Source organism: Mucilaginibacter sp. GW822-FHT03E02 (genome assembly GCF_058801545.1).
Map to the genome: position 1 here is coordinate 975909 of NZ_JBXANJ010000001.1, position 25063 is coordinate 1000971.

Consider the following 25063-nt stretch of genomic DNA (forward strand, 5'->3'; position numbering starts at 1 on the left):
CTTTAAAGTATATCAAAAAAACACGCATCATGGAACAAGTAAATAAAAACACTGTTTCTGAACCCAAAAAAAACTCCAATCCAATCATCCAAATGATTGAGGATAAAAAAAGGATTGTTAAGGCAATTAAAAATGGAGAAAGTTTATCTACGCTAAAGGGAATTAAAATTGTCTCTCCTGTATAGCTTTGATGTAACTGAAGACGGTTCTTATAGTTTCATTTCTGAACAAAACCATCATTACTTAATTTACTTTTCCGAATCTACTTTGCCCGATTCAGATGGTAATATTCATATAGTTTATAATTTAGGGTTTAGCAGGGACGGGGATCATTCATCTACCCCTTTCTCATTCAAGTATGATAGATTAATACGAGCTACTATTATGTCTATCGTTAATGACTTTTTTAATAAAAACGACCACCGAGTACTTATATATTTTTGTTTCGGCGACGACGGATACTCAAGACATAGAAAAATTGTTTTTAACCAGTGGTGCAGCGATTTAGATTTATCTGTTGAAAAGCACGACAATGTTATTCCATATGAAAACACTTATGTGTATGGATCATTGATGATTGTAAGAGATAACCCACTAAAACATTTAATTTTAACTTCATTTAATAAATTCTTAGAGGATATATACAATAAATAAGGGTCGCATATCTTGAAAAATGACGACCTTTTCTCATTTATTTTGTTTGCTATAACTAATATGCATATCTTGATTTAACCATTAAAGATTGGTTTGAAACGTAGATTAATTCCCATATTTAGCTTCTCTACACATCCTTTTCCTCATGAAAATAGAATCCGTTATCCCCGTGCTTTATTCCGACGATGTTCCGCGCAGCCTTGCCTATTATACACAGGTACTGGGTTTTGAAGAACAGTGGACATGGGACGATGTGCCTACATTTGGAGGTGTACTGGTTGGCAATACCACCATCTTTTTTTGCAAAGGCAACCAGGGACATGCCGGAACATGGCTTTGCCTTAATGTTGAAAATGTGGATGAATATTACGCAGCTATTAAAGAAAAAGGCGCTGTAATTTTATCGCCCCCCGAAGATAAACCCTGGTTTATGCGCGAGATGCTGGTAAAAGATCCCGATGGGCACATTTTGCGGGTAGGCCACAATATTGAGTGCGATTAGCGAAGGAGCTGAAAACGGAAGGCAGAAAGCTAAAAGCAAAAAAGGCTTTTTGGGTAAAATTCACATAACATCTATCGATCAATCCATTAGCTTTAAGCTTTCTGCATTCTGCTTTTAGCTTCTATATAATTATTCAACATGCTGCAAAACCGTGTAAGCCCTCATGGCGATATTATCAAAACCAGTGCACGTGGTGCCTGGATAGGTAACCGTGGTCAGTTGCATGGCAATACCAAAACCATACTGCGCCCCTTTAAGTTAAAGGCCTGGATTACCTGCCTGTTGCAGTTTAAAGGCAGGCACCGCGAGGTAATGTCGCCGGGGTTGTGGACAGAACTGTTCTTTTTGGATGAGGCCACGGCTTTTGCAGCCGGTCACCGCCCTTGTTTTGAATGCCGTCGCGATGACGCCAATCGTTTTAAAACAGCCTGGCTTAAGGGCAACCCCGAATATGGGTTCGACAAAAAAACAGCTATCAGCAAAATTGATGAGATCATTCACCAGCAAAGGATAGATAAAGATGCCAACAAAGTAATGTTCGAAGCCGATGTACAGGGCCTGCCCAACGGTACTTTTATCCAGGTTGACGGCGAACCCTACCTGGTAGCCAATAACCAGCTTTATCGTTGGACGCCTGCGGGGTATGAAAAACCGGGCTTACCAATAAAGGCGGAACAGGTTACTGTACTCACACCCCGATCAACAGTCAATGCCTTTAGTGCGGGCTACCTGCCGCAAATGGCTCTTTAAGCCTCTTGATCATTAATGCCGAATTTACATCTCGTTTTATAAAAAACGTATTTTATAAACAGGGAGCTTATCTTAGCATATTAATTATACAGGTTATGATTTTCCATTTCAGAAATAAGTTTCCCCAATTGAATCCTTTTTGGGATAAGTACCTGGAATATCAGAAACGGCTGGAGGTACCGGCAAAAACCATTTTGCTGGAAGAAGGAAAGGTATCGCAGCATTATATTTTCATTGAGAAAGGCTGTGTGCGCGCGTTTTTTTACAACAAGGGGGATGACAAAACTGTACAATTTTTTTTTGAAGATGAAGGTCTCGCTTCGCTCGAAAGTTTTGTCAATAATACGCCAAGCGCGTTCACTGTTGAAACGATAGAGCCTTCCATAGTTTATTTGCTTCCAAAACAATACGTAACTCAATTGATGGATGAACTAAGCCGGGAGCCCGATTTTGCACAATTGACCCTTCGGCTATCTGCCGCCAGGCAATCCCATTACATTAATGAACTTGTTTCTTTCATCAGGGATACGCCCGAAGAGCGCTATCAGAAACTGCTGACCGAAAGGCCGCATATTGTGCAGCGGATACCACAACATTATATCGCATCATACCTGGGTATCAGCAAAGTACACTTAAGCCGTATCAAAAGCAAGCTTGCAAAAGGCAAATTACATTTCTGAACTTGATAACATATGTTATCGTTGCGCTGCTAACGTTGCAGTTAATTTTGTCTTAACAAAAAAATAAAAAGATGAAAGCAGCAGTAATGTATCAAAAAGGGGAATTACCTCAATATGTAGATTTTCCGGAGCCGGCAATTCAAAATAGCGATGAGCTATTGGTAACGGTGAAGGCCGTGGCCATTAAACACTTTGATAAGGGGCGTGCCGCCGGCAAACATTACTCAAGTGATGCGCCTGCGGCAAGCGGCCGGGTAATTGGAGGCGATGGCGTTTGCCTGTTGGAAGATGGAACCCGGGTTTATGGCATGGGTGTGAGTGGTATGCTGGCCGAAAAAGCAACCATTAACAAAGACCGGATAGTAAAAATACCCGATGGACTTGATGATGCGGCAGCAGCAGCCTTGCCTAACGCCATAATAGGCGCGGCAATGGGTTTACGGTTTAAAGCGGGTACTAAACCGGGCGATGTGGTACTGGTAAATGGCGCTACCGGTTTTACAGGCCGGGTAGCCGTGCAAATTGCCAAACATTATGGCGCAAAAAGGGTGATTGTAACCGGCAGAAATCAAAAATCGCTTGATGACCTGCTGACGATGGGTGGCGATGAGGCGGTTTCTGTTTTGCAGGATGATGAACAATTTAAGGCCCGTATTAAAGCCATCCATTCACAGACACCTATTGACATTATTATAGATTACCTGTGGGGCCACACCGCCGAAATGATACTTGCTTGTTTAAAGGGCGATGGTTCATTTACAAACAAGGTAAGGTATGTATCGGTTGGCAGCATGGCGGGTGATATCATCCAGCTATCTGCCGCTAATTTACGAAGCGTCGATCTTCAGCTCACCGGGTCGGGGCTTGGCGCATGGTCAAAGCAGGAGGTTGGCCAGCTTTTTACCACTATACTGCCCGAAATGTTTGCCCTTGCGGCCGAAGGAAAACTCAAAGTGGATACCATCGCTGTTAAACTGGAAGACATTGCCGAACTTTGGAATTTAGATGTACCCGACGGGCAACGCCTGGTTGTAACCATTTGATGCTATCCCGTTGATACAGAAGCCAAAACCGGCAGAACGTATGTTTGAAATTGTATTTATAAGCCCGGGTATTTATCTTTCGATAAATACCCGGGCTTATTTAATTAAGGTGTTCAATTTGTTACCTTATGCTTTGTTGATTATTGAACGGCGTGCGCGCCAACTTTGTACGTACCAACAGCAGCCACATTAGGGAATGCAAGGTTAACGCGGTTGTAGCTGTTAATGGTAATAACAGCCAACGTTAAATCAACCAATTCTTCTTCAGTAAACTGTTCACGGGCTGCTGCGTAAATTTCGTCGGGTACGGGGCCACCTGCAATTTTTGTCAAAGCTTCGGCCCATGCCAATGCAGCGCGTTCCCGATCTGTATAAAAAGGGGCTTCCCGCCAGGCATTTAACATATACAGGCGTTGTTCGGTTTCGCCGTTAGCACGCAGGTCTTTCGAGTGCATATCCAGGCAATAGGCGCAACCGTTAACCTGCGATACCCGGAAATAAATTAAATTTAAAAGCCTTTGATCAACCGGCGACTTAGCCAGGTAGATACCCAGGCCATACAAAGCTTTCATAGCGCCCTGGCCTTTTTCAAAAACATTGAGTCGTTGTTTCATGGTGTTATTTATTGATGTTTTACTTATGCCCTGATAGCGATTGAGATGTACAGAATAGGACATGTGCTTTAAAAAAAATATTTATCCCTCATTGATACATCAATAACTGTAGCCCATAAGCATGGTACCGGCAAAGGCGGCGGTGATTATCCAATAAATTTGTGTGGAGTTTATAGATTTCTAAGGGGTGACAACAAAGCCCTCGCCATTAGGTATAAACGCAGAAAATCGATGGCCGCAATAATCGCAGCCATTCGCAATCAAATAACTGATTTCAAATACTTTATTTCAATTCGTAAACTACCGCTTCATAAGGTCTAAGCGTTCCGTTTGTTGAAGATTGGGGATAATTACCCAATAAAACACTGGCTTTGTTAAAATCTACCCCGGTGTTGGTTGTGGCCGCCTTGCTTGTAAAATTCAATAATACCAGCAATTTTCTACCATCCAGTTCCCTGGTATAGCTGTAAGTATCGGCGTTTTGGCCATCAAGCAACGTGTATTTGCCATATACAAGCGCCAGGTTGTCTTTACGCAGTTTTACAACCTTCCTGAAATAGTTAAGGGTACTATTGGCATCCTTTTCCTGGGCAGCTACATTAATGGTGATATAATTGGGATTTACCGCAATCCATGGTTTTCCGGTCGAAAAGCCGGCATTTTTGCGGTTGTTCCATTGAAAGGGTGTGCGGCTATTGTCCCTGCTTTCAAAACTCATACGCTGTAAATACTTTTGCATATCGGTGCCAAGGTTTTTCTGGCGCTGGTATTCGTTCAGGGTTTGCACGTCACGATAGTCTTCTGCTTTACTAAATCCGGCGTTGGTCATTCCCAGTTCGTCGCCATTATAGTAATAAGGGGTACCGCGCATCGTCATTAAAAAGGTGGTCAGCATTTTTGATGATACCGCCCTAAACTCCGGGCTATCGTTGCCGAACCGGGTAACCAGCCTTGCCTGGTCATGATTGGCCAGGAAAATGGATAACCATCCTTTTGCAGCAAACGCGCTATCCCATTTGGTAAATATCTGCTTTAAACGCAACACGCTATAACCCTCGGGCTTGGCTATGTCTACTGCTTCAAATGCATAAGCCATGTTCAGTTCATTCCTGTCGGCATCAACCAAATTGTGTGCATCTTCAAACGTATTGCCAGCCCCCTCGGCCACACTCATTACATTGTATTTGCTCAAAACCTGCTGGTTCATTTCCTGCAGGTAACCGTGCAGGTTGCCCTGCATGCCGTAATATTGGGTAAAGTTTTTTTCAAACCCATTCGGGAAAGCCGGGAAGGTGGTATCTTTTGCCGCAAACTGGAAAGCATCCAGCCTAAAACCATCGATGCCTTTATCGCCCCAAAACTTCATGATATCGTATACTTCCTGCCTTAATTTGGGGTTTTCCCAGTTAAGATCGGGCTGCTTGCGCGAAAAATAATGCAGGTAATAGGCATTGGTAAGCGAATCATACCGCCACGCATCATGGTTTACATCAAAAAGGCTGTAACGGTAAGGCGGTTTGCCTTTTTCGGCATTCCACCAATGGTAATATTCGCGGTAAGGGCTGTTGCGCGAGCTGCGGCTTTTTTTAAACCATTCATGCTCATCGCTGCTATGGTTTACCACCAGGTCCATCACCAGCTTTATGCCTCGGGCATGCATGCCTTTAAGCATGGCATCAAAATCGGCCATGGTGCCAAAATCTTTCATAATGTCGCGGTAGTCGCTCACATCGTAACCGTTATCGTCATTTGGCGACCCATATATCGGGTTAAGCCACACTGCGTCGACACCTAAACTTTTAATATAATCAAGCCTGGCAATTATTCCCTTTAAATCGCCAATGCCATCGCCATCTACATCATTAAAACTGCGCGGATAAAGCTGGTAAACAACAGCCTCTTTCCACCATTTACGATCAAGGCTATCTTTATGGGGCTGGGTGTTTTGGGCACAGCTGTAATTACTACCCAATAGCAAAAAGGCAGCACTTATGATAAGCGTGTTAAAAATTTTCATGATGAGCAAATAACTAAACAGCAGCAGGTTAAATTGGCGTTCCTGGTAATAATGTTCAAGTTATAACAATTTATGCATGCTGCAAAATATGTTTAAAAAACGCCGCAAATTAATAGTGTTAACAATACACATTTATACTTAAAAACATTAAATTTATACATTATTATAAACCAATTGCCTTACCCTTAAAAAGGCACATCAATACGTTAAATGAGAAAACTCTTTTTACTCGCGTTTTTATTTTTTACCCTTGGCGTTAAAGCACAAACGCTAACACCGCGACAGCAGTTTCCGGGCTTATTTGAAGCCGTTCAGCTTGGCCAGATTTTTCCGGATAATAAAACTTTTGTAGATGCGGTGCCCAAACAGGACCCGGCCATGATCATGAAAGCCTACCAGGACGAAAAGGATAAACCTGGCTTTGACATTAAAACATTTGTACTGGCACATTTTGATATGCCGGTTAGCCATAACTCGTTCCAGACCGATATTGAGGCGGGTATCCGCAAACACATTGATACCTTATGGCATGTTTTACAACGCCATCCGGATGAGGCCAAACCATTTTCGTCATCACTGGCCTTGCCAAACCCCTATATAGTACCGGGTGGCAGGTTCAGGGAAATTTACTATTGGGATTCGTACTTTACCATGCTGGGCCTGCAGGAAAGTCACCAGGTAAAGGTGATCCACAATATGGTTGAGAATTTTGCATACCTGATTGATAAATATGGTTTTATACCCAATGGTAACCGGGCTTATTACCTCACCCGGTCGCAACCGCCATTTTTTGCCATGATGGTAAACCTGCTGGCAAAAAACGAAGGAGAGAAAGTATTGATCCATTTCAGACCACAGTTAATTAAAGAATATCTGTACTGGATGCAGGGCTGGGAAGGTTTGGCTGCCAACCAGGCCTCGCACAGGGTGGTGAGAATGGCAGATGGCGAACTTTTGAATCGCTACTGGGACGAAAGCGATCAACCACGCGAGGAGTCATTTGTGCAGGATGTAACCGCCGGCAAAGAAACCCAACAGCCGCTGCCACAGTTTTACCATAACATCAGGGCGGCAGCAGCTTCGGGCTGGGATTTCAGCACACGCTGGTTTGATGCATCGGGCAAGCTGCCAACCATACAAACAACCGACCTGGTACCTGTTGATTTGAATTGTTTGTTGTATAACCTTGAACTTACCATAGCCAGAAGCCTTAACCAAATTCAAAACGCCAAGCTGGCCAAGCTATACAGCGCAAGGGCCGCCCGCCGTAAAGCAGCCATTTTAAAGTACTGCTGGAACCAGAAGACAGGTTGGTTTGATGACTATAACTGGCAGCTAAACCAGCTATCAACTGTGCCCACCCTGGCAGCCGAGTTCCCGCTGGAATTTAAAATAGCTACCGTTGAGCAGGCCCGCCTGGTAGCCGAAGGACTAAAGAACAACTTCCTGAAAGCCGGAGGATTGGTTACTACCCTTAACTTTTCGGGCCAGCAATGGGATGCGCCAAATGGCTGGGCCCCGTTACAATATATGGCTATTGATGGCTTAGAAAATTACCATTACAACACCCTGGCCAAAGAAATTGCTACGCGCTGGCTCAGGCTGAACATCAGAGTGTTTAAGCAGACCGGAAAGCTATTGGAAAAATATAACGTGGTAGACACCAAAGTTACCGCCGGCGGCGGCGAGTACCCACTACAAGACGGCTTCGGCTGGACCAACGGGGTATTGCTCCACCTGATTAACCGGTACCATATAGATACCGAACATGAAAGCAAAGATTTGCCGGAAAATCAGAATTAAAAAAGCGTTCGGTTTTTGACAGGGATAACGATGCCGGATTAAAATAATGGCTTATTTAGCCTGATTGAAAATAAAAAAGCCACTTCATTTAGAGGAGGGCACTGAAAAAGTCCCCTCAATATTTTAGGCGGAAAAAAGGAAGTTAAAAATCCAATTTGATGCCCTGAGAATCGTTTATACGAATCAAAGATATGTCGTTACCTGCTTTAGGGCAAGGAAAAGGGGTTGTTCATGATTTATGACACAACCCCTTTTTTTTTCTCCGATTTAACGGGACTTTTTCAGTGCCCTCATTTAGAGTAGTGGCTTTTTCATTTTGTATACGGTAATAAATCCAGATACATTAACCGTGTATCTCGTTCCTTATCTTTTTCTGTCATGAAAACAAATCCGCATTTTTCATAAAATTTCAAAGATGTTTTATAAGCGTCAACAGTGATAAATCTGCACCCTGTTTTATTCCCGTTTGTAAAACTATATATCAGATAATTTATTATGGCTTTACCAAAACCAGATGCTTTAATGTCTTTATGTACTGCCAACCGACCTATTTTAACCGCAGGATAACTTCTTAAGTTTTTATCGGGTGGAAATATCAATTGTTTGAATTTTTTCCATTGATTATTACTTTCCAATTCATCAGCAGAAACCCTATCGTTCATTATACTAAAAAAAGCGATGGTTTTATCATCGCTTTCAATTACATATGTAACAGCTAAAAGTTGCTTGTAAAAGTTTTTTGAACTATTTAAAAAGAAATCATTTAAATCTTCATCGCCGCAATCAAATGGTTTTATTTCGAAATCAAGAGATATTCTCTTAAACTCGGTATTTAATAACTCCATTAAAACTTAGCAATCGAGATTAGTTTATTAGCATCCATTTTAATTTGATTCAGTTTTTCAGCTGAAATCTTTACGTTTTCTGATTCTTTTATTCTTTGAAAAAATTTAACGGCATCCTTACCTCGAAGAATTGGCGTTTCTTTAATAGGCTTTGCCATAATTTGGTGGTTCTTAAATCTGTACTTGATAAACTTCAATACAAATATAGCTATTTTCGTAAAAACTCCTTACAAAGCTTTTCATTATATCAAAGCTTTTTCGATCTCCTTACACAGCATTTACAAATACTACCTCTCATTTTTATCATCTGCAACAAAAGAGTTAGTCGTTAATTTCCGTTTCTCAAACATTCACATGAAGCAGATCTACCCATCGGCTATTTAATAACGTAAGTACGTTTATCCACCCCAACGCCGGTTATCTTTAACGATTTCCAGTTGGATGGCAGCTTGCTTTTAATCTGTGTAATACCTGTGGGGGTTATATCCAGCCCTCCAAAGCCCATGAGTAAACTTTGGATAATACCGCCCGCGCCTGTTGCAAAATAGGGATTGGTACCGCCTTTGGTTTCGGCAATTACGCGGAATGGCGGGTTGAGGTTTGGCTCGTAAGCGTCCTTAAAAAAGTGATATGCTTTATCGCCGTTACCCAGGCGGGCATATAGCAGGGCAAAAACAGCCTGGGTCATAGCCGGGGTCCCTTCGTTGGGTACACGGGTTTCGTAGTATTCCAGGTCTTTTTTAATCTGGCCGGCATCGGTAATTGTTTTCAGCGGATAGGCCAGCAGATTAACATCTGCCTGCTTAATACCTTCGCCGTTATAGGTGGCATGTTCGCGGGTTACGCCGTTATCCATTTTCAGGATAGGGATATTTTGCGCTACCAGCTGCCAGTCGGCATCCACTTTTTCGCCCAATATTTTGGCAGCGGCGGTTGCGTTTTGCAGGTTGGCAATGGCGGCAGCATTTGTAAAGGCGTTGTTATCAATATTTTCGGCCCACTCATCGGCGGCTACCACGTTTTTGATATCGTAGTGCCCTGGGCCGTTACGCTCAACCCGGCTTGCCCAAAAATCGGCAGTGGCCGATAGTATGGGCCAGCCTTTTTCGCGCAGCCATTGTTTGTCCTGGGTTACGCAATAGTAATTCCAGGCAGCCAGCGCAACATCGGCTGTAATGTGGTGCTCAAACGGCCCGCTCAGGGCCCAAACAGGGGTTTCTTCTACCCCGCTATCGGCACTTTCCCAAGGGAACATAGCCCCTTTATAACCATGCGAAAAAGCATTTCTTCGGGCAGCATCCAGACGTTCAAAACGGTATTCAACCATAGATTTGGCAATCTCGGGGTGTAGCACCAGCATAGCGGGATACATCCAGATATCGCAGTCCCAAAAAATGTGGCCGTTATAACCTAAACCGGAAAGTCCCATTGGCGACGGCGAGTAAGCAGTACCCGCGCGCGAAAACGAATACAGGTGATACAGCATGCTATGCACATCCTGCTGCGCCTGCGCATCGCCTTCAATCTGGATATCGCTGGCCCAAAGGTCGTCCCAGGCTTTGTTATGAAATTTGATCAGCCGGTCGCGGCCTTCCAGTTTGGCAAAAATAGTGAGGCGTTCGGCCTCGTTTAACGGATCGGCATGGTGCGCCGAAGTTATGGATGAGCCCGTAACCGCGTATTTATAAGTTTCGCCTGCGGCAACGGCTTTGCCGAATTTCATCAGGTGCATGTTATTATCCCACATTTCGTGGATAATGCGTGGTTCCTGGCCGTGTGGTTCGTTGAATAAAAACGAGGTGGACGCACATAGCTGCATTTTGCCTGTGGGGCTTTTCGCTGTAGAGGTTAACAGGCTGATGGTTACATGTGGCCTGTCAATCTCGTTATAATAGTTTTGAACTTCCTTTAAAGCATCCGGCGCTTCCATTACGCTGGCCGATGTAATATTAATGGCCTTTTTGGCTATAACGGCCACATCCATCAATACGGTAAAAGGCAATTGACGCAGGGAATAGTAAGTATATTTGATGGTTGCTTTATCTCCATAATCAAACGTGGTGGTAAAGGCGGCATGCCGCATATCCAGTTCCTGCTTAAAATTGCTGATATTTTTGGCATCAATACGTCGGCCATCAATCTCCAGGTACATATTCAACAGGTTAAAGCTGTTCAAAAAATTGCTTACCCTGCCCCGGCCGTAAAGGTCGTACGCACCTGCCAGCACCACATTTTTTACTTTAAAAGGCTCGGGTGCCGATACAATACCTATCATCCCGTTGGCAACCGTGATACCGTAATAATTTGCCGGGTCTATTTTATCTGCTTTAACCGTCCAGGGGTCGGCACCCTGGGCATTTGCTGCAACAGGAACAACAAAGGCCAGCAACATGAGCCATTTTGATAGCTTATTCATCATCAATATTGTATATATTATTTCTTCAATTGCAGTTTTTTTACCACCAGCTGCCCAATTTCGGCACCTTGTTCATTGCCCACAACACAGGCATTTTTAAAGTGGATACCGCCCAACACCCGCGACATAGCTGCTGACTTCGCGGCTTCCCTGAATGACTTGAACGAGAGCGGCGCTATCCCAAATTCCATCTCCGACGAATCGGTATAGGCAAAATTATCGCCAAACTTGCTGGTCAGTACCTCGGCCGCGGCTGATGAGATCACCGCGTGCCCGCTGCTGTATTCGGGGAACGGCGGGGTTTGAATATACGGTCTCCAATCCGGGTTGATGTATTTGGTAATAATAGTTTCCGGGCGTACGTAGTTCGACCTGTATTTGAGGTACCAGCAATTGATAAAACCATCAAATAAGGCAATGGCAGTTTCGGTGTAAACACTTACTGTGGTGTTAAAATCAAGCTTTTTGGCGCGGGTAACCGTTCCGGTAATATTCATCCAGTGGCCGCCCGGCGAAAACTTTTTGGTGGCAAAAGAGGCATGGCCCACTACGTTCAGCTTAAATGCATTGTCGTCCCAAAAATCGGCCTGGTGCTTTTGTTCGGTGGTAAGGCTGTCAACAATATTTTTCACTTCAAGCGCCTGCAGGTAAAACCTTCCGTTTTTGTTTTTAACATCAAAAGCCGGAGGATCTGGCGGGATTAATTGCGAAGCAGAATCCAAAACCATTGGCCTTATCTCGCCCCAGTGTGCTTCCAGTGCCTGGGCATACATAGGCGGCGTCGGGATCCAGCGGCCATCCTGCTGTTTCACCGTAAATTTACTTGCCGAACGGGTTTTTAAATAATTATCGCCCTTGCTCCATTTCATGATAGATTTGGCCACTTTATTGGCATAATTTACCGATCCTTCAAACAAATCGTCGGGCATGCCGGCATCTTTTGCTTTTTGTTTAAGCCCATCTACATACTGGTCCATACTACCCTCCGGAAACGTTACCGCATTACCCACATAACAAAATGCCAGCAGCGATGCAAACTGGTAATCAACAGTGGTATCTTTTGAGGGCTTTGGTGTTGGCGGCAAATGTTTGATCTGGCCGGATAGCGACCTGAAATGCGCCGGATCGCCGGCCGCGATAACCTGGTAGGCCGCGATATTGGCATACACATAATTACGTGAAGCAGTAACTGGCGGAAAGTTATTTTCCAGCACAATATCGTTCAGCTTCTTTACGGTAACACGGTACAGTTCAGGATCGTGCATTATTTTTTGGTACTCGGGCTTTTTGCAGGAGGAGAGTAAAAATAGCCCGCCTGCAATACAAAATAGAAAGGATCTCATAAATTATAAAATAGGTTAAAAAACAAACCGGACAAAGAGGATAATCCTGCTGTTTTTTGCATTGATTGACAGCTAATATAGGCTTTTATATCCTATACTACGCTATAAAAAGGGGGGGGGGGTTATGTGATTTTTTGCTGGAATTTAAGCTACCCAAATTTTAATTAACCATTACAAGGCTGCAGCATCAATATCATTTGAATTGTACAAGTAACGGATTGATTATTACAAACGATTGCAATACTAATAATGGCAATTTTGTATCATAAAAATTATCAAAATGGAGAGTAAAAATAAAATAGCCTTAGTAACCGGTGGCAGCCGGGGCTTAGGTAAAGATATGGCGCTTCGGCTTGCCGAAAAGGGTATTGATGTGATACTTACCTACAACAGCAAACTGGCAGAGGCGCAAGATGTGGTTAACCAAATTCAACAAAGCGGCAGAAAAGCGGCAACGCTACAACTCAATGCCGGCGACATTAAAAGCTTTGCCGCTTTTACTGATCAGGTTAAAGATATTTTAACCAATACTTTTGGTGCAAACCGCATTGATTTTTTGATTAATAACGCCGGCATCGGGGGATATAAATTGATTGAAGAGGTTACCGACGAGTTTTTTGATGAGCTGCTAAACATTCATTTTAAAGGCGTTTATTTTTTAACCCAAGGCTTAATCCCGCTGATGAATGATGGCGGGGGCATTGTTAACATATCCAGCGGTTTAACCAGGGTATCTTTTCCACGGTCGTCGGTTTACGCTGCTATGAAAGGCGCGGTTGAAGTATTTACCCGTTACCTCGCCAAAGAGTTAGGTTCAAGGGGCATCAGGGCCAACACTGTGGCACCCGGCGCGGTAATGACAGATTTTGGCGGCGGGCACTTCCGGGCAAGTGAAGAAACACAAAAACAAGTAAGCTCGGTAACGGCATTAGGCCGGCCGGCTGTGGCCGAAGATATTGGCGGCGTAGTAGCCTTTTTATGTACCGAAGATGCACGCTGGGTAAACGGGCAACGCATCGAAGCTTCGGGCGGCATGCTGGTATAATAAAACTGAGTAAAAAGCAGGGCAGTACTTGATTGAATGGTGCGTCCTGCTTTTACCTGCCGCTAATGGCAATTGCTGATAACAATGCATTAAATTGCTAACTTTAAATTTCGGAAAAAGCAGCATGATCACCAATACATCCCTCGAAGATTTTTACCACCGGAACGGCGCACCGTTTCATGATGGGACGAGTAAAGAGCTTGGCCATTTCAATGTGTTTGAAGCCGAAAAGTTGTTTGATAAAACGACAGGGACAAGAATAATGCCCTACAGCCGCCGGGCGTACTACAAAATTAGCTGGTTAAGAGGCAAAAGCAAGGCCGAGTATGCCGATAAGGTAATAGATATACAGAAAAATGCCCTCCTGTTTGCCACGCCCAAAATCCCCTATCGCTGGCTGCCCGAAGATGGTAACCAAACTGGTATGTTTTGCATTTTCACACCCGATTTTCTTTCGCCAGGCAAGTCGACGGTATTGTTGGATGAATTGCCCATATTTCAACCCGGGCAGGTACCGGTTTTCCAGGTTTCTGAAACAGAAATAAACGAAATTGAGTACATTTTCAGGAAGATGCAGCGGGAGCTTGATGCCGATTACCAGTATAAATATGACCTTTTACGCACCCTTGTTTTAGAACTTATTCATTACGGCCAAAAACTACAGCCCATGTTGGCCATAAGTACCGCGCAAAACGCGTCTGAACGGATATCTTCCCTGTTTATCGAATTGCTGGAACGACAATTCCCGCTTGAGCCGCCACACCAAAAACTTGGTTTACGAACTGCTAAAGATTATGCCGACCGCCTGGCTGTGCATGTCAATCACCTTAACAAGGTACTAAAAGAGGTTACAGGCAGTACAACAACCGAAATTATTAGCAACAGGATAATACAGGAGGCCAAAATACTGTTGAAACAAACCCATTGGAGCGTGAGCGAAATTGCCTATGCACTGGGTTATGATGACCCTGCACATTTTTCTAAATACTTTAAAAAACAAACTTCGTTTACACCTGTGGCGTTCAGAACTTAAAATGCCAACTATAAGTCAACCACACTCCCATTCATCAAAACATTAAGCTTTTATAATAAAAAAGTCGCCTTACTAAGATGGCGACCTTCACTTTCTTTCACTGTCAACTTCTCGTTTCCAGCCGGCAATATCTGATGACGAGGCACTGCCTTGTTCTGATTTATCATAAATTGTCAGCAGAAATATGCTCGTTAAATCCGATGTTTCTTCTATTACATAAGTTATCACCCTAAATCCCCCACTTTTTCCTTTTCCTTTGCTTGGGTCTGATATTCTTATTTTGAAAATATTTTGATTTAACCTTTTACCCAAATACGGATTTTGAATTAGTTGATTTTCTAATTCATATATAGTATTGTCTAAAGTCTTGAATTTTTTCTTTAGCCTTTTATATTGATTTTCAAATTTAGGGGTCGGGATAACCTGATTAACCATTAATCATATCTCTTATGGTCCTATGAGGCTGTTTACCTTCTAAAATATCATAAGCTTGATGTAATGATTCTTTAAAATCAGATTTCAGGTCTTGATCTAATTCCGGCGGACTGGATATAATATATTTATCTACTTCTACTCTTTTAAAGTTGGAAGCATTATTAGTTTTAATGATATTAACTTTTAAGGTCATGATACCTCCTTGTATTCGTTTAATAAGTCCTACACAAATATAACGCAATTCTAAATAAAAAGTTACATGTTAAATAGCCATTAAAAATCAAGAAGCTGCTTTTTTTCTTCTGATGTTAAATGGCCTGTTGACACTGTTAATTGTTTATCGCCTTTTATAAAAGTAATCTTGTCAGAAGTTAAAATCCTAACAAGCTTAATTATCGCAAGTATAAGGGGCAATCCTAAACAAACTATAGCTATAGAAATCAATATCCAGGTTTGCATAATCGTAGTTTTTACGTCTTATACAAAGATAAGTTATTATGAAAAAGTATCTATAAAAAACTGATATATTCAATTTCATTATGATAAGAGCACAGTAGCCGAATAACATAGCCATCGGCTTTATTTTAATATACCGCTGCTTATTTGCGTTTCAAATGCCGTGCATTGATCCATTATCTTTAAATTTGAATGCCCTTTATAACCCAAATGAAGAAAACCGTACTGATAATTTTAGCTGCAATTGTAGTTATTGCCGCCCCAATATATTTGATAATCCCATCTACCCTAACCGTAAGCAACCAATTAACCGTTGAAGCATCTGATGGTGTGGTAGCTAAATTCCTGGTACACCAGCATCGTTGGGAAAAATGGTGGCCGGGCACAAAAGTTAATGACAACCAGTTTGCTTTTGAAGGCGTGCAATTTACCATCAATAAAACCACCAACAGCGGCGCAAATGTTGATCTGCAACAAGGCAATTTCAAACTCAATGCAGATGTCAGTTATTTAGCCGAAGATTTCGCAGCCAAAATATCTTTGCAGGCGCAAAGGCAAAGCAGCATAAACCCGGTAAAAAGGGTGATGGATTATTTTGCCGCGCGCGATCTTCAAAACAAAACAGAGCAGGTTTTAGTCGGCTTTAAAACATTTTTAGAGGATCAGAAAAACGCCTACGGTTATAAAATTTACATAAATAAAGTAACAGACCCGTTTTTACTGACAACAACCGCAAGCGCTGCTACCTATCCCGACATGCAAAGTATATATAGCAGTATCGAAAACCTAAAAAAAGAAGCTATTGCCAAAGGGGCCAAAATGACAAATTTCCCGATGTTGAATATCACCCAGGTGGGCAGTAAAGAATACCAAATTAGCTATGCTATCCCAATTGATAAAAAAATAACTCCGGGTAAAGGATCAATTATCAACAACCTGGTAATGGGTGGCAATTTACTGATAGCCGATGTAAAAGGCGGCCCCAATACAGTGAACGATGCATTTGAAGAAGTGAGGATTTACATGAAAGATCATAAACTGATAGCCCCTGCCATGCCTTTTGAATCGATGGTGACCGATAGGTATCTTGAAAAGGACACCTCAAAATGGGTTACCAAAATATATTACCCCATATTTTAAAGGCGATTATTGGGTAACCAACATCAGCCTGCCATCATAAGTGACGATGAGGTAATTGGTGGATGTAGCCCTTTTTATAGTACTGATGTACGGAAGCTCCTGGAAATTAAAAGCCGCGTTTACCATATAGCCGGGTGCCGAAAACTGTTTTTGATTTTTATCATAGTGCAGGCCAACCAGGCCTAAAGCATCGTACTTACCTTCGTAAGGTACCACACCCCAAAAGTTGCCATTCAACAGCAAATCGCCGGTTTTATTATTCGCACGCATAATCGAGCGGATGGGTGCCTGCTGGTATTGATAAGGCAAGGGCTCAAATTTGGTGGCATGCAGCACATCGCTCACAAAAATACTGCTGAACTGATTGGCGGTTAAACGGTTTTCTTCATCCAGTTTATCTTTAAATATTTCGGCTGTGGTTTTATCGGCCATTTTTTGGTAGCTCAGCCATTCTTTTTTCAGATAGGGTAGCTCCTGCTCCAAATCGTTTTTAGGGCGAAATGGATAGTATAGTCCTTTCACGCAGTAGGATAGTATCAAATCGTTTTTGCCATCTTTATCCAAATCGTTATTGTAAGCATATAATGGTTGTTCCGGCGATACATTGTATTTATTGTTGGTTCCCCAATTACCTGCTACCAGGTCGGCTTTGCCATCGCCATCCACATCGGCAACCATTACCGATTGCCACCAGCCTTTTTGGCTATCCAGCACCGACGATGAAAATTTATTCAGTTTTTTACCATCATTCAAAAATATCTGTATCGGCTGCCACTCGGCGGTGACTACCAAATCGGGTTTACCATTGTGGTCAATATCAGCTGTGGCTGTATCCGTTACGTACTGAATGGCTGTAATATCGTTGTATTGTTTATCATGACTCACCTCGAAATTCCCGTTACCCTTGTTAATCAAAATGGTCGACGGGCGCGGTGCGGTATAGTTGGTATAAGAAATGCTGCCTGTTAATAAAACATCAGTCCGTCCATCTCCGTTAAAATCAAACACGGCTATTTTAGCAGCTTGATTAACTATTTTGGGTAATGCCTTATACTCAAACTGGAAATTTCCTTTATTAATGTACAACCGTGGCGGCAGCAGTTTATCACTTTCCTGTAAGGGATGATTGGTGCTGATCACCAGCAAATCGGGTTTGCCGTCATTATTAACGTCGGCCCAAACTGCCTGGCCATCGCCGTAATCTTTAACCTGGTTAAATTGCGGCACCACAACTTTGGTATAGCCGCCGCTTTTGTCGCCTGCCAGCAGGTATTTTTCCTCGCCTGCAAAGCCACCCACATAAATGTCATCAATACCATCGCCATTAACGTCTGCCACAGCAACAGCAGGCGTGTGCGGCAAATAAGTATGTGGCAACAACGAATAGTAATTAAAATCGGGCGTATCAAAAGGCTTTAACCTTGCCAATAACTTAGCCTGAACCGGCGTATAATCAAAGGGTTGCTTATTACTGATAAATGTATTTATTACCGACGATACATCACCCGTTGATTGCGTTTGGGCGCTATCAAATTTCATTACCGTTTTAGTCCCCGGCTTAAAATCCCGTACCAGTTGCCAGCTGTTATCCGGCCATACCACCAACAGTTCGCCGGGTTTATCGTTAGGCAAAAAAGTAAAAAGCAACTCGTTGCTCAGGTTACTGGCGTAGGCATTACTGGTTTGAATTTCCTGGTGGTCCAACTGTTTACCCGATTTCAGAAAAAACTTTGTACCAATACCATCCGGATTGGCCTTGGTATATTTAACAGCATATTTCAAATACGATGGGTTATCTTTCCCCCTACCTTCTATGGTGGTGTTATTGTAAATGTAAGCCTGCTCATCCATGTTGTTGGTTACAATTTCCAGATCTCCATCATTATCCAGATCCACCGCTACCGAGCCCGCCGAGATAGAGGGCTTTTGCATATCATTGGTAAAAGATGCATCGGTAAATTTCAACAAGTCATCGCCATGGTAAAAAAAGTTGTGCACAGCTCCATCAGGCATCATGTTGATCTTGTCTTTATCAAATACCCGGCTGGCTTTATATTCTCTCATTACATCAGGGTTGCCCAGGTATTTCAGGTAATCCATATCGTTAAGCCGTTTTTTTATGCCGTTGCTAAAAAACATATCCTTGCGGCCATCCATATCAAAATCCTGCACCAGGGGCGACCACGTCCAATCGGTAGCCGATACGCCGCTGTACAAACTCATATCAACAAACTTATTGCCGTTACCAACATTAAGCTGCAGGCAATTTTTTGAATACTGGTAGTAATAACCGGCATTAACTTCCTGGTTGTAAATATCCAGTGGCTCATCATTAATTGTCGACCGCAGCGCTTTCAAATCCTCGGGCAACATATCGGTGGTGAGCACATCCAGATGGCCGTCTTTATTGATATCGCTGATGGTGTTACCCATCGAGAATAAACTGGTATGACCGAAAGCGCTTTTTAGCTGTTCTTTGAAAGTGCCATCGTGCTGGTTGATATAGTAATAATCCTGCTCAAAAAAATCGTTGCTTACATAAATATCGTCCCAGCCATCATTGTTCAAATCGCCAATGCTAAGGCCAAGGCCATAGCCTATCGGGGCGCTGTAAATGCCCGATTTGGCAGTAACATCGGTAAAATGCCCGTTATCGTTCCTGAAAAGATGGTCACCGGCATCGTGGCTGTACTTAAACCTTAAGGTAGAATCGCCGTAGGTATCATTGCTATGTACCGATGAGGTGAGCAGAAACATATCCAGGTCGCCATCTTTATCATAATCAAAAAACGAAACCTGGGTTGAAAAACCTGCAAAATCAAGACCGTATTTGGCGGCAGATTCGGTAAACGTTAAATCGCCGTTGTTGATATAAAGCTGATTTTTACCTTTAAAACCTTTGTAGCCCGATACTACTGATATGTAAATATCTTTAAGCCCATCGCCATTGATATCAACAACCGTTACGCCGGTTTTCCAGTTACCGGTACCCGCTACGCCTGCTTTGGCGGTAATATCTTCAAATTTTAAATTGCCTTTGTTCAAGTATAGTTTATTGGAACCCTGGTTAGATACAAAATACAAATCCTGCAAACCATCGTTATTAAAATCGGCAGCGGCCACACCGGCACCGTTGTAGAAATACAGGTAATCGAGAATGTTAACAGAATCAGAAACTGTGTTTTTATTTACAAAATCCAACCCGGTTTCATCAGCAGGCAACAATTTAAAAACGCCCTCGCCAGCCTTTTTAGGCTTACAGGCCGATAGCAAAACCATCCCGATAAAACAGCTCCACAACAAAAACTTCGCCGGCAATGATTTGTATATTTTGTAAAACAACATTTTAAATATTAACGGAGTTTATAAGCTTTTAAAGGTTCGTCATTGATGCCAAACAGGTAGTATTTGCCTCCCGGCGGATTTTTTATAACCAGCGATGACCGCACCTGACCACGTAAATCAAACCCTGTTTTTTCCGGAGGCAGATAGGTAAAGCCATTTTTGTTATATTGATAAACCAGGCCGCGGTTGGCATCAAGCCGGCCTATCTCTGGCTTAAAGCCATAAAAATTGCCGGCTAAAATTATTTTAGTATTACCGGCGCTACCCATATCATCACACAAAATGGTATTCACCATAGATAACTGTGCGTCGGCAGGCAGCAATTTACAGGTAAATTTTTTGCCGTTATTTAAAAATACGGCCGATGCTAAAAAGTTCATCTCGTGGGTTTCGGCACCTTCCAGCATCTCGGGGGTAAATACTTCATTAAAAGGTTTACCGGCATAATCCACATATTGCAGGAAGCGTTTTTTCAATATCGGCAGTTGCCCAACCAAATCGGGCTTCATATGAAAAACATAGCTAATATCATCGCTGCGGTACATGGATGTTACGCATTCTTTTGTGCCATTATTATCAAAATCTTTAATATAAATCTTCATCGGCTCGGTAAACGATGCCCTGAATTTGGAGTTTAACCCGATGTTGCCGCCAATAATATCCAAGTGGCCATCACCATCTACATCGACTACTTCCAGGCTGCTCCACCAGCCTTTGTAGTTGGCCAGTTGGGTATCTTCGGTAAATTTGCCCCTGTTGTTCCTGAAAATGCGGATGCCCATCCAGTCACCGGCTACAATTAAATCGGGGTAGCCATCTTTATCCAGGTCGGCCCATTTGGCCGATGTAACCATGCCCAATTTGGTATCCTTCCCTAATACCGAAGCAGACACATCGGTAAAATGGCCATTACCATCGTTATGAAAAACGTATGATTTGGGCGAACAGCCGTAAAGCCCCGGTACACTCCTGCCGCCAATAAACAAATCGGGGTGACCATCGCCATCATAATCTGCAGATACGATCATCGACGCGTTAACCCCCGCATGTAAGGTACGGCTTGCATCACGATGGAAGTTCCCTTTGCCATCATTTTCATAAAACCTGGGGAAATATACCGGCGTGCCTGCTTCATCGGCATTGCCCCCTACTCCAATGATGAGGTCCTGATCGCCATCGCCGTCAAAATCGGCAAATACAGCACCTGCATTTTCAAGATAGTTTTGTTTAGCTAAATCATCGGGGATGGTTTGTTTAAAACTGCCGCTTTTTTGCTGTATGTAGATAGCCGCCGCCCCGTTTTTGGAACTGCCAAAATAAAAATCAGTTAAGCCATCGCCATTTACATCGGCGCTTGCCATGTAAGGGTTTTCGGTTGACAGCATTTGCAGCATTAGCCGCTCGTTATCAAAATCGATAAAGTCATCTTCTTTGTGTTTGGGGATGCTATCAAACACAGCTTTGGTTACATCGGCAAATAATGATTTGATTACCGGCTTGTTCCAGTTATAATTCAAATTTGCGTTGACCTGTTTGCAGGTATAAACACTATCGCCTTTAACATTTTTAATGAGCTGATATTTACCGCCCGGCCATATCACCTGCAGCGAATCGACCTGTTTAAATTTGCCAATACCAATAGTAAGCAAATTGGGCGATGTGCAGCTTTGAAAACCACGGGTGGGCTGGTTGTAATAAATAAGCGCGCTGCCCTTCATAAAGGCTTTGATGGTTGTGCCCACGCCAAAGGTATTTAACCCGGTGCCTTTTAGTTTTAGTTGAATACGGTGATTGCCATTTTTTTCGGCATTACTTTTATAAACGTATACAGGCATGTTTACGTTATTAACCACAAGGTCATTATCACCATCGTTATCAAGGTCGGCATAGGAGGCGCCGTTGCTGAAGGATGGCTTATCCAAACCAAAATCGGCTGCCTTATTGCTAAAAGTAAGGTTGTGATTATTGAGATAGGCGTAATTTGATAAAGGGGTTGATACCATTTTATCTGTAAAATCCTTAAAATCAAACTTTTTCCGCCCCTCGGCTATCTTAGCCATGTTATCGCGATTGCCCAAAAATTCGATATAATCCTGATCGGTAAGGTCTTTGTAAATTCCGTTGGAGATGAAAATATCTTTCCAGCCGTCGTTATCCATATCAAACATCAGCGCTCCCCAGCTCCAGTCGGTAGCGGCTATACCCGAGTAAAAAGCTGTTTCGGAAAATGTTCCGTCGCCATTATTTACCTGCAGGCAGTTTTGCATGTACTGGTTGTAATAGCCATCATGCTGTTTAGCCTTGATTACATCGTACGATTCAAACGAGGTCATCTTTTTGAGGCGCTTATCGCCTTCGGGCAGCATCTCGGTAGTAAAAATATCATACTGCCCATCGTTATTGATATCGGCGATGTCCGATCCCATGGATGCCAGGCTCAGGTGGCCCGTCTCGTTTTGGATATCCTCTTTAAAAGTTCCGTTTTTTTGGTTAATATAGAGGTAATCGCGTTCAAAAAAATCGTTTGATACATAAATATCCGGGTAGCCATCCTGGTTTACGTCGGCCACGGATACCCCAAGCCCAAAACCTATATCGCTTGAAAAAATACCGGCCTGTTGCGTTACGTTGGTAAAATGGCCACCATCGTTCCGGTACAAACGTGCGCCACCCAGCGGATCAACAACCTCGCGCAGGTTTTTGCTGAAATCAAAAGAGCCAATTGGCCTGAACGAGTTATTCAACACAAAGCAATCCAGGTCGCCATCGTTATCATAGTCAAAAAATATGGCCTGGGTTGATAAACCATTATCTACCAGGCCATATTTTTCGGCCTCTTCCTTAAACGTCCCATCGTGCTGGTTAATAAATAATTCGTTCCCTTTTTCTTTGCCCCGGGCGTTGCCACTATGGCAAACATAAATATCCAGCCAGCCATCACCATTAATATCAACCATAGTTGCGCCGGTGCTCCAGTACTTGGTGCCTTTTACTCCTGCTTTGGCCGTAACATTCTCAAATTTCCAGTTGCCTTTATTTATAAAAAGCTGGTTGCCCCCGGTATTTGAGGTAAGGTAAACATCATTAAGCCCATCGTTATTAACATCGCCAATGGCAACCCCGCCGCCGTTATAATAGTTGCGGTAGCTAAATACATTGGTACGGTCCTTATCGGTTAACTGGTTTATAAAAGTTATGCCGGTTTCATCGTTGGGTTGTAAAGAAAACAACGTGTGTTTTTTACCACCGTTGCAGCTCCATAATACAACAACTCCTGTAAAAACTAAGGACCACTTTTTAAATAGCATCATATAATTGGCAAAAAACAAACGTAGCGGAAATTTTCCGCTACGTTCTGTTATAAATCAAATAAACCCCAATATATTAATAACCTGCGTTTTGTTTAAGGTTAGGATTGGTATCCACAGCACGCTGAGGGATAGGGTATAAAGTTCTTGTTTTATCAGTTTTGTTAGGCCGCTGATCAACCGGGTCATTGAATTTTTCGAAACGGATAAGGTCATTCCTTCTCCATCCTTCGTAATAAAGCTCGCGGCCGCGTTCGGCTAATATATTGGCTGCTGTTAATGCGCCCAATGCAGTAGCACCACGTGTTGTTCTTAAGCTGTTAACAATACCCAAAGCAGTTTGGCCGTTAGGATCGGTACCGCCACGCATAATAGCTTCAGCTTTCATCAATAACACATCAGAGTAACGTAAAAGGATGTATGTATTTGTAGCATAATCATCATTTACAGAGCCATCTGGTTTAGGCTGAGGGAAATATTTAATAACCCTGATACCTTGTGCCTCTGTTGAGTAATTTAAGTTTACATCCGGAGTAAAAATCAATGGAGCGCCACCACGTTGTTTTAAGGCCACATTTCCCGGGCCGTATTGCTGGCCAATAAGGAAACCTGTTCTTAAACCATTGTACTCGGTTAGTTTTGGATAAGTACCACCAACACGCTCATCGCCGGCCTCAAAGCTGTGATAAAAATCGGCAAGGGTTGTAAAACCATTCCAGCTGCTTGGACTTTGGTTGTAGTGCATACCCATTCTCCAACGGTTGTGGGTATTGGCAGGCGCATTTGTTGAAGTATTGATACGACCGAAGATGATCTCGGTACTTAACGTGGTGTTATCCCATGAAAAGTTATCAAAGTACTTGCCAGGGCCATTTAAATGGAAGCCAGCGGCAGTTACAGCGTTACAATAACCTATAACTTTGTTCATATCAGCAGCATCAAATGTAAAAGGGCCACCAACTGCAGTAGCTTTGTAAACCGCTTTATTTAGATAAACTTTTGCTAAGAGCGCTTGGGCAGCAGCTTTGCCCGCATGGCCCACATCAACTGCAGTACCCAGGTTAGCTTCTGCAAATTCCAAATCTTTAATGATAAAATCTGTTGCTGCGCTACGGTTATATACTGTAGGGATTGCATCTACCGAACCGGCAGGGTCTCTGAAAGGTGCCTGACCGTAAAGATCAACTACTTCAAACATAAAGTAAGCCCTTAAAAAGCTGGCTTCGCCTTTTACCTGGTTGGTTACACCAGATGCATTGATAACCTGTGTAGCACGGTAAACACCTGTATTCAATTCGTCCCAGGTATCATTTACCTGGTTGTGGAAGGCATCCCAGGTGTGGGTATGCAATTTACGCCATGTTCCAAAATCTCCCCAGTCAGTACCCCTTGTTGGGCCCATCATTTCATCTGTTGGGTGCTCTTGCAAAGCGTAAGTATTGGCCTGGTTTGATTGACCGTTTAATTGCGAGTATACGCCACCAAGGTCACCGGAAGATCCATTACTTGCCGCCCTAACTTCCTTTGAACCATAAACCTTTTCATTCAGCTTTGTACAACTCAATGAGGCAAGCACAAGTACTGCCAGGCAGGTTGTTCCAATTTTTATTGTTAATTTTTTCATATCAATATTT

At 42.9% G+C, this 25063-nt stretch carries 22 protein-coding genes; 10 read left to right on the forward strand and 12 right to left on the reverse strand.

Annotated features, from left to right (window positions below; genetic code table 11):
- Positions 1-29: 29 nt before the first annotated feature.
- From AC1RM2_RS03855 to AC1RM2_RS03880, 6 genes are all read left to right on the forward strand, one after another.
- Positions 30-185, forward strand: coding sequence for a hypothetical protein (locus AC1RM2_RS03855; RefSeq protein ID WP_492983559.1), 156 nt, complete (start codon positions 30-32; stop codon positions 183-185).
- An 82-nt stretch (positions 186-267) separates the two neighbouring features.
- Positions 268-654: a DUF6169 family protein gene (locus AC1RM2_RS03860; RefSeq protein WP_492983561.1), complete on the forward strand. Its 387-nt coding sequence runs from the start codon at positions 268-270 to the stop codon at positions 652-654.
- A 145-nt stretch (positions 655-799) separates the two neighbouring features.
- Positions 800-1156: a VOC family protein gene (locus AC1RM2_RS03865; protein ID WP_492983563.1), complete on the forward strand. Its 357-nt coding sequence runs from the start codon at positions 800-802 to the stop codon at positions 1154-1156.
- A 138-nt stretch (positions 1157-1294) separates the two neighbouring features.
- Complete coding sequence (locus AC1RM2_RS03870) at positions 1295-1906, forward strand: hypothetical protein (protein WP_492983565.1); 612 nt, start codon at positions 1295-1297, stop codon at positions 1904-1906.
- 95 nt (positions 1907-2001) lie between these two features.
- Positions 2002-2586, forward strand: coding sequence for a Crp/Fnr family transcriptional regulator (locus AC1RM2_RS03875; protein WP_492983567.1), 585 nt, complete (start codon positions 2002-2004; stop codon positions 2584-2586).
- A gap of 71 nt (positions 2587-2657) precedes the next feature.
- Entirely contained in the window at positions 2658-3629 is a 972-nt protein-coding gene (locus AC1RM2_RS03880; RefSeq protein WP_492983569.1) for a quinone oxidoreductase family protein, read from the forward strand.
- Positions 3630-3769: 140 nt separating this feature from the next.
- On the opposite strand, the gene AC1RM2_RS03885 is transcribed toward AC1RM2_RS03880, so the two are convergent.
- Both AC1RM2_RS03885 and AC1RM2_RS03890 read right to left on the reverse strand, forming a co-directional pair.
- Positions 3770-4243 carry a carboxymuconolactone decarboxylase family protein gene (locus AC1RM2_RS03885; RefSeq protein WP_492983571.1) on the reverse strand — a complete coding sequence of 158 codons (474 nt, stop codon included), beginning with the start codon at positions 4241-4243 and terminating at the stop codon, positions 3770-3772.
- Positions 4244-4526: 283 nt separating this feature from the next.
- On the reverse strand, positions 4527-6260 hold the full coding sequence (locus AC1RM2_RS03890; protein ID WP_492983573.1) for a glycoside hydrolase family 13 protein: 1734 nt from the start codon (positions 6258-6260) through the stop codon (positions 4527-4529).
- A 210-nt stretch (positions 6261-6470) separates the two neighbouring features.
- On the opposite strand from AC1RM2_RS03890, the gene treF reads away from it, so the two are divergent.
- Positions 6471-8063, forward strand: a complete 1593-nt coding sequence (treF, locus tag AC1RM2_RS03895; RefSeq protein WP_492983575.1) for an alpha,alpha-trehalase TreF — start codon at positions 6471-6473, stop codon at positions 8061-8063.
- Between the two features lie 311 nt (positions 8064-8374).
- Here the strand turns inward: treF and AC1RM2_RS03900 are convergent, their stop codons facing one another.
- The 4 genes from AC1RM2_RS03900 to AC1RM2_RS03915 all read right to left on the reverse strand — a co-directional run bounded on the left by AC1RM2_RS03900 (position 8375) and on the right by AC1RM2_RS03915 (position 12667).
- Positions 8375-8908: a GNAT family N-acetyltransferase gene (locus AC1RM2_RS03900; RefSeq protein ID WP_492983577.1), complete on the reverse strand. Its 534-nt coding sequence runs from the start codon at positions 8906-8908 to the stop codon at positions 8375-8377.
- Positions 8908-9066, reverse strand: a complete 159-nt coding sequence (locus AC1RM2_RS03905) for a hypothetical protein (protein ID WP_492983579.1) — start codon at positions 9064-9066, stop codon at positions 8908-8910. Before AC1RM2_RS03905 ends, AC1RM2_RS03900 begins: the two co-directional genes overlap by 1 nt.
- Positions 9067-9284: 218 nt before the next feature.
- Complete coding sequence (locus AC1RM2_RS03910; protein ID WP_492983581.1) at positions 9285-11327, reverse strand: kojibiose hydrolase; 2043 nt, start codon at positions 11325-11327, stop codon at positions 9285-9287.
- A 14-nt stretch (positions 11328-11341) separates the two neighbouring features.
- The gene (locus AC1RM2_RS03915) at positions 11342-12667 is read right to left on the reverse strand and encodes a vanadium-dependent haloperoxidase (protein ID WP_492983583.1); all 1326 of its coding nucleotides are present in this window, start codon (positions 12665-12667) and stop codon (positions 11342-11344) included.
- A 280-nt stretch (positions 12668-12947) separates the two neighbouring features.
- Here AC1RM2_RS03915 and AC1RM2_RS03920 point away from each other — a divergent pair, with 280 nt between their 5' ends.
- Positions 12948-13712, forward strand: a complete 765-nt coding sequence (locus AC1RM2_RS03920) for an SDR family NAD(P)-dependent oxidoreductase (protein WP_274212165.1) — start codon at positions 12948-12950, stop codon at positions 13710-13712.
- Positions 13713-13836: 124 nt separating this feature from the next.
- Positions 13837-14745, forward strand: coding sequence for a helix-turn-helix domain-containing protein (locus tag AC1RM2_RS03925; RefSeq protein ID WP_492983586.1), 909 nt, complete (start codon positions 13837-13839; stop codon positions 14743-14745).
- A gap of 87 nt (positions 14746-14832) precedes the next feature.
- Here the strand turns inward: AC1RM2_RS03925 and AC1RM2_RS03930 are convergent, their stop codons facing one another.
- The 3 genes from AC1RM2_RS03930 to AC1RM2_RS03940 form a co-directional block, all read right to left on the reverse strand.
- Complete coding sequence (locus AC1RM2_RS03930) at positions 14833-15180, reverse strand: addiction module toxin RelE (protein ID WP_492983588.1); 348 nt, start codon at positions 15178-15180, stop codon at positions 14833-14835.
- Positions 15173-15373 (reverse strand): hypothetical protein, encoded by a 201-nt coding sequence (locus AC1RM2_RS03935; RefSeq protein WP_492983590.1) that lies wholly within the window; start codon positions 15371-15373, stop codon positions 15173-15175. The genes AC1RM2_RS03930 and AC1RM2_RS03935 overlap by 8 nt, the downstream gene beginning before the upstream one ends.
- An 80-nt stretch (positions 15374-15453) precedes the next feature.
- On the reverse strand, positions 15454-15639 hold the full coding sequence (locus AC1RM2_RS03940) for a hypothetical protein (protein ID WP_492983592.1): 186 nt from the start codon (positions 15637-15639) through the stop codon (positions 15454-15456).
- Positions 15640-15846: 207 nt separating this feature from the next.
- Between AC1RM2_RS03940 and AC1RM2_RS03945 the strand changes: the two genes are divergently transcribed.
- Positions 15847-16776: a GyrI-like domain-containing protein gene (locus AC1RM2_RS03945; protein WP_492983594.1), complete on the forward strand. Its 930-nt coding sequence runs from the start codon at positions 15847-15849 to the stop codon at positions 16774-16776.
- Between the two features lie 6 nt (positions 16777-16782).
- Here AC1RM2_RS03945 and AC1RM2_RS03950 read toward each other — a convergent pair whose 3' ends face one another.
- From AC1RM2_RS03950 to AC1RM2_RS03960, 3 genes are all read right to left on the reverse strand, one after another.
- The gene (locus tag AC1RM2_RS03950) at positions 16783-20121 is read right to left on the reverse strand and encodes an FG-GAP repeat domain-containing protein (protein WP_492983596.1); all 3339 of its coding nucleotides are present in this window, start codon (positions 20119-20121) and stop codon (positions 16783-16785) included.
- An 8-nt stretch (positions 20122-20129) separates the two neighbouring features.
- On the reverse strand, positions 20130-23432 hold the full coding sequence (locus tag AC1RM2_RS03955; RefSeq protein WP_492983598.1) for a VCBS repeat-containing protein: 3303 nt from the start codon (positions 23430-23432) through the stop codon (positions 20130-20132).
- A 73-nt stretch (positions 23433-23505) separates the two neighbouring features.
- Positions 23506-25053: a RagB/SusD family nutrient uptake outer membrane protein gene (locus AC1RM2_RS03960; protein ID WP_492983600.1), complete on the reverse strand. Its 1548-nt coding sequence runs from the start codon at positions 25051-25053 to the stop codon at positions 23506-23508.
- Between the last annotated feature and the right edge of the window lie 10 nt (positions 25054-25063).